The organism is Campylobacter sp. 2018MI01, from assembly GCF_018501205.1.
Classification (GTDB): Bacteria; Campylobacterota; Campylobacteria; order Campylobacterales; family Campylobacteraceae; genus Campylobacter_E.
Genome location: NZ_JAHCZE010000072.1, coordinates 1 through 6,109, shown reverse-complemented (window position 1 = coordinate 6,109; position 6,109 = coordinate 1). Strand labels below are relative to the sequence as shown.

General features: G+C 27.5%; 5 protein-coding genes. 3 read left to right on the top strand and 2 right to left on the bottom strand.

Annotated elements, in window-relative coordinates; genetic code table 11:
• Window positions 1-191: 191 nt before the first annotated feature.
• Both guaA and nhaD read right to left on the bottom strand, forming a co-directional pair.
• Window positions 192-1,727 (bottom strand): glutamine-hydrolyzing GMP synthase, encoded by a 1,536-nt coding sequence (gene guaA, locus KJQ97_RS08490; protein ID WP_214117549.1) that lies wholly within the window; start codon window positions 1,725-1,727, stop codon window positions 192-194.
• 12 nt (window positions 1,728-1,739) lie between these two features.
• Window positions 1,740-3,035 carry a sodium:proton antiporter NhaD gene (nhaD, locus tag KJQ97_RS08485; RefSeq protein WP_214117550.1) on the bottom strand — a complete coding sequence of 432 codons (1,296 nt, stop codon included), beginning with the start codon at window positions 3,033-3,035 and terminating at the stop codon, window positions 1,740-1,742.
• A 147-nt stretch (window positions 3,036-3,182) separates the two neighbouring features.
• Between nhaD and KJQ97_RS08480 the strand changes: the two genes are divergently transcribed.
• From KJQ97_RS08480 to KJQ97_RS08470, 3 genes are all read left to right on the top strand, one after another.
• Window positions 3,183-3,710: a hypothetical protein gene (locus KJQ97_RS08480; protein WP_214117551.1), complete on the top strand. Its 528-nt coding sequence runs from the start codon at window positions 3,183-3,185 to the stop codon at window positions 3,708-3,710.
• On the top strand, window positions 3,679-5,451 hold the full coding sequence (gene uvrC / locus KJQ97_RS08475) for an excinuclease ABC subunit UvrC (protein WP_214120566.1): 1,773 nt from the start codon (window positions 3,679-3,681) through the stop codon (window positions 5,449-5,451). The genes KJQ97_RS08480 and uvrC overlap by 32 nt, the downstream gene beginning before the upstream one ends.
• A 51-nt stretch (window positions 5,452-5,502) precedes the next feature.
• The coding region (locus KJQ97_RS08470) for a hypothetical protein (protein ID WP_214120565.1) at window positions 5,503-6,109 on the top strand (607 nt) is incomplete at its 3' end.

Genomic DNA, 6,109 nt, shown 5'->3' with positions numbered 1-6,109 from the left:
CATTTTTGCGTTAATAGTATTTAAAATACATAAAATACAATTAAAATTCTAATTTTTATTAATATAATTTATTTTATATTAAAATCTTCTCATTAAAAAGCTTGATATTTTTATAAAAGGATTTAAATGTTTTTAAAAGAGTTTTATTGACCCTAGCTTAGGTATTAATTAAGCTAGGGTTATTTGGAATTTTATTCCCATTCTATAGTTGCAGGTGGCTTACTAGAAATATCATAAACTACTCTATTAATTCCATTAACTTCGTTTATAATTCTTCTACTTACATTCTCTAATAATTCATAAGGTAAATGAGAAAATGTAGCTGTCATACCATCACTTGCATCAACTGCTCTTAAAGCTATTGCATTATCATAGGTTCTATTATCACCCATTACTCCAACGCTTCTTACATTTAACAATACGCAAAATGCTTGCCAAGTTTTATCATAATAACCATTTGCTTTAAGCTCTTGAATGAAAATATCATCAGCTTCTTTTAAGATATTTAGGCTTTCTTCATTTACTTCACCCATAATTCTAATTGCAAGTCCTGGACCTGGGAAAGGATGGCGATATACTAAGTCTTTAGTAAGACCTAATTCAAGTCCAAGCAATCTTACTTCGTCTTTAAATATTTCTTTTAAAGGTTCAACTAATTTTAAATTCATCTTTTCAGGTAAGCCACCTACATTGTGATGGCTCTTAATTGTTTTTGAGCTACCAACAACGCTACTTTCAATAATATCAGTATATAAAGTGCCTTGAGCTAAAAATTCAACACCTTCTTGTTTTTTTGCAAAATCTTCAAATATTTCAATGAAGGTATTTCCGATAATTTTACGCTTAGTTTCTGGGTCTGTTACACCTTTTAATTTTTTTAAGAAAATTTCTCTTGCATCAATAGTATTTAATTCTATTCCGAATTTTAATTTAAGCATACTTTCTACTTGCTCTTTTTCATTTTTTCTAAGCAATCCAGTATCAACAAAAACTAAAATAGTTTGTTCTTTAATAGCACTAGCAAGCAATGCAGCCACAACGCTACTATCTACACCACCACTAATTGCACAAAGAACCTTTTTATCTCCAACTTGCTCTTTAATTTTTTCAATTTGTGTCTTAGCAAATGAACCCATATTCCAAACGCTTTCGCAATTGCAAACATATTTTGCAAAGTTTTTAAGAATATTTTTACCAAATTCACTATGCTGAACTTCAGGATGAAATTGTAAGGCATACATTTTTTTCTCATCATTACCATATACGCAAAATGGACTATTATCACTAACAGCAATAGTTTTAAATCCTGCTGGTAAATTCTCAACCTTATCAGAATGGCTCATCCAAACCACTTGAGATTTAGGTAAGTTTTTAAATAAACAACTATCTTCTTGAATACTAATTTTAGCTTTACCATATTCTTTATGTCCTGCAGGTGCAACAACTGCTCCAAAATGATGAGCCATTAACTGCATTCCATAACAAATCCCTAAAATCGGCAAACCTAAATCAAAAATTTCTTTATCGCAAAAATAAGCATCATTTGCATAAACACTAGCAGGACCACCACTTAAAATAATACCTTTAGGCTCATAATTTTTAATATCATTCGCACTAATATTAAATGGTAAAATAAGTGTATAAACTCCTTGCTCTCTAAGTCTTCTAGCAATAAGTTGGGTATATTGCGACCCAAAGTCAAGCACTAAAATATCTGCTTTTTCCATTAATTTCCTTTCCTAATATAAATCAAAATATTCAAATTGTAACCACCAAACAATAACACTTAGAACATAACCTAATAAAACAGTCCAAGCATATTTCATATGAGAGCCAAAGGTATAAATTCCACGCATTTTTCCCATTACTCCAACCCCAGCAGCAGAACCAAAACTAATTAATGAGCCACCTATTCCAGCCGTTAGAGTTACTAAAAGCCAATCATCTATATTCATATTTGGATTTGCTTTTAAAACCGCACTCATTACAGGCACATTATCAACTACTGCACTTAAAAACCCAACTCCTATATTTGTGCTCATAACTCCAGCAAAATCATATAATCTTGAAGCATAAGCTAGCCAACCTGCAAAATGAAGCGCTCCAACAGCAGCTAAAATACCGAAGAAAAATAACAATGTATCCATTTCAATTTTAGTCATATATGAAAATATATTTATATCTTTTTTGCCACGAGCGACATTAAATCTATAAGTATAAAGACTTAAAAGTGATAAGCCAAACATCATTCCCCACATAGCAGGTAAGCCAAATAATGAGTGCATTAAAACTGCACTAAAAATCGTTAAAGCACCTAAGAAAATAATGATTTTTCCACCATCTTTTATACGCTCAACTTTTAAAGATTTTTCATCAAAATTAGGTTTTACATTTGGAACGAATTTGCTTAATAAAAACGCAGTAAGCCACCAACCAAGGAAACTAGCAGGAAATAATGCGAAAAAGTCTATAAAAGGACTTTTACCAGCAGTCCAAACCATAAGAGTTGTAATATCTCCAAAAGGACTCCAAGCTCCACCTGCATTTGCAGCTACAACTATATTTATAGCACCAGGAACTAAAAATTCCTTTTTTTGATTGTCAATTGTAAGTAAAACGGTTGAAAGAATTAAAGCTGTAGTTAAATTATCAGCAACAGGAGATATGAAAAATGCTAAAAGCCCAGTTAGCCAAAATAATTTTCTATAAGTATATCCCTTTGTTACAAGCTTATATTTTAAGGTATTAAACACATTACGCTCAATTAAAGCTTCAATATAAGTCATAGCAACCATTAAGAAAAACACTATTTCAGCAATCTCTTCTATTAAATCCTTTACTTCATGCTCTAATGGCTCTGTGCTTTTTCCATTTAGACACAAATAAAGCCCTAAAATAATAAACATTAAAGTTCCGATAAATATTGCAGGTTTTGTTTTGTTTATATGATATTTATCTTCAGCTGCGATAAAATAGTAACCGATGATAAATATCACTAAACATAAAATTCCCGCCCATGAAAATGTAATTTCCATAAAAGCTCCTTTTAAAAAAATGATAGATATTATTTACTCTAATTCAACAAAGGGTAATTTTTGCGTTTGCGTTGACTTGTTATTATAATAACTTGGGTCGCTTTTATACCCACAAGCAGAAAACAACAAGGCAGCAAGTAAAACAATATGGTGGAATTTAAAAACATTGAAAATATTCATAATATTCTTTCTTCTCATAATAAAAACCTTTTATTTTTAAAGATTAATAAGCAATTAAAATTATTTATTTTAAGTATGCCACCTGACCTTAAATATAAATTAACTCAAAAAGGTGTAGTTTGTGATGTATTTAAAAAATATAATAAAAATTGCTTTAGAATTAGAGTTTATCATCCGACTTTAGCACAAGATTTAAGAAATGATTCAACTATAAAAACATTAAAAGAACATATTAAAATATATAAAAGAATTAATCCAAAGGACGCTGCTATTTTAAATCTATTTGAAGAAGAAATTATAATTAATTCTAATGCTATTTTAAAAGCATATATTGATTATGAAAAATCAAAACAACCAAAAATATTTTTAAAAGACTTAATGTGTGAGAATTTTCAAAATCTAGCGATATATGAAGAGCAAAAAATATTAATAAATAATCTAAAAGAAAGTATCAAAAAAACAAATGCAAAAATCAAATCTCTTAGACAAAATTAAATCATTACCAAATTCTTCTGGAGTTTATAGATATTATCATAATAATACCTTGCTTTATGTAGGTAAAGCAAAAGATTTAAAAAAAAGAGTTAAAAGCTATTTTGCCTTTACTCCAAGCCTTAGAGCAAATCCTAAAAACTCTCCTAGAATTATAAAATTAATTGAAGAAGCAAATAATTTAGAATATACCGCTACAAATAGTGAATTAGACGCACTGATTTTAGAAAATTCATTAATTAAACAAATGCGACCAAAATATAATATTTTATTAAGAGATGATAAGACTTATCCATATATTTGCTGTGATTTAAAAGAAGCTTATCCAAGATTTGAGATAACTAGAAAGGTTAAAAAAGACCCACTGACTAAATATTATGGGCCTTATGCTAGTGGGGCTAAGGATTTGTTAGAAGCATTGTATTTATGTTATCCATTAAGACAAATGAAAAGCTGTAAAAAAAGATGTATATTTTATGATATGTCAAGATGTTTAGCTCCTTGTGAGTTTAGTGTTAAAGATGAATATGAAAATATCTTAAAACAAGCCTTACAAGCTCTTAAAAATCCAAAACAAATGCTACAAACTTTAAATGAAAAAATGTTTAGATATGCTGATAATGAAAACTACGAAGAAGCAGCAAAAATAAGAGATATGATAAATCATATAAAGAATTTAAATCAAGAAATTGAAGTGGATTTGGCAAAAGATGTTAGTTTTGATGTATTTGCAATAACCAATAATAATGAATTCTTATCAAGCACTAGATTAGTGATAAATCACGGAAAAGTAATAAGTGTAATAAATGAAAAAATATCTAATAAAGAAGGTGATTTTTTAACCCAATTAATACTAGCAAACTATAAAGAAGGAATAATTCCAAACAATATTTATATAGAAAATCACAATGAAAATATAGAACTCTTAGAAGAATACTTAAGCAATCTTGCAAATCATAAAGTAAATATAAAAATCGCAAAAACTTTAGAGATAAAAAAACTAATTCAATTAGCTAAAAACAATGCTTTAATAAATCTTGAAAAGACTGAAAATAATATAGCAAATAAACTAAAAAGCTTTTTTAATCTTAGCAATACTCCTTATAATATTGAAGTATTTGATAATTCACATTTTCAAGGTCAAGCAATAATCGGAGCTTTAGTTAGTTATGATGTGTTTTCTAATAGTTTTAATAAAAATAATTATAAAAGATTTAATCTTACTAGCAATAACGATTATGAACAAATGAGAGAAATGCTTACTAGAAGGATAAATTCTTTTGATAAATCAGCTTGTCCTGATTTATGGATTATAGATGGTGGAAAGGCTTTATTAGATTTAGCAAACGAGCTTTTAGCTCAAAATGAAATCAATTTAGATGTAATTGCAATTTCCAAAGAAAAATTAAATCATTTAGCACATAGAGCAAAAGGTGCTGCTAGGGATAAAATACATTTTAAGGATAAGGAATTTAATCTTAAAACAAGTGATGAAATATTGCAATTTATTCAAAAACTAAGAGATGAAGCACATAGATTTGCAATTACTTGCCATCAAAACGCAAAAAGAAAGCAAGATATAAAATCATCAAAATTAGAGCAAATTGGAATTTCAAAAGCTAGTATCGTAAAATTATTAAAATACTTTGAAAATTATGAAAATATATACAATGCAAGTTATGATGAAATAGCAAAAGTAACAAATAAAAATGTAGCAACGAAAATTAGCCAAATTATTAAGTAATCATTTAATTTAATAGACATAATTATGCTCTAAATTATATAAAGGATTGTTGTGTTCCCAAGCTTGTTTAATATATTATTATGTGCTATTTTAATAGCAAGTTTATTTATAGAAAACCTATTAAATCAAACAATTTTTACAATTATTCTAGCAATAATTTTGATATTTAATGCTGTTAGTTTTATGGCTGCATTAATTAGAAAAAAAAGTGCTAACCAAAAAATAAATATTTTAAAAGAAATTTTAAAAAGTTTAGGTGCTAATAGCGATAACTTAGATTTGAATAAGAATTTAAGATTAATCGTTGATGAGGTTGGTAAAATCAAACAAAAAATGATGGCTTTGCAAAATCACAATGAATTTTTACATAAGCATTTAATTGATAATGCTAAACAATTAAAGAATATAAATGCCGTGTTATCTTATACAAATGATAAGAATTTAAATCAAATTAAAGAATTAATAGAAAAGCATAATGAAGATAATATTCAAAATATATACTCTTTAACAAAAACTACAATTACATACGAAACTAATTACGATAATTTTGATAATGAGTTAAATCCTAATTTTGCAAGTGCAAAAATAGCTATTTTAAATAATGATTTATTAGAAAACTTTTTGCTAGAAACATTACTAAATCAATACGGAATTAGTG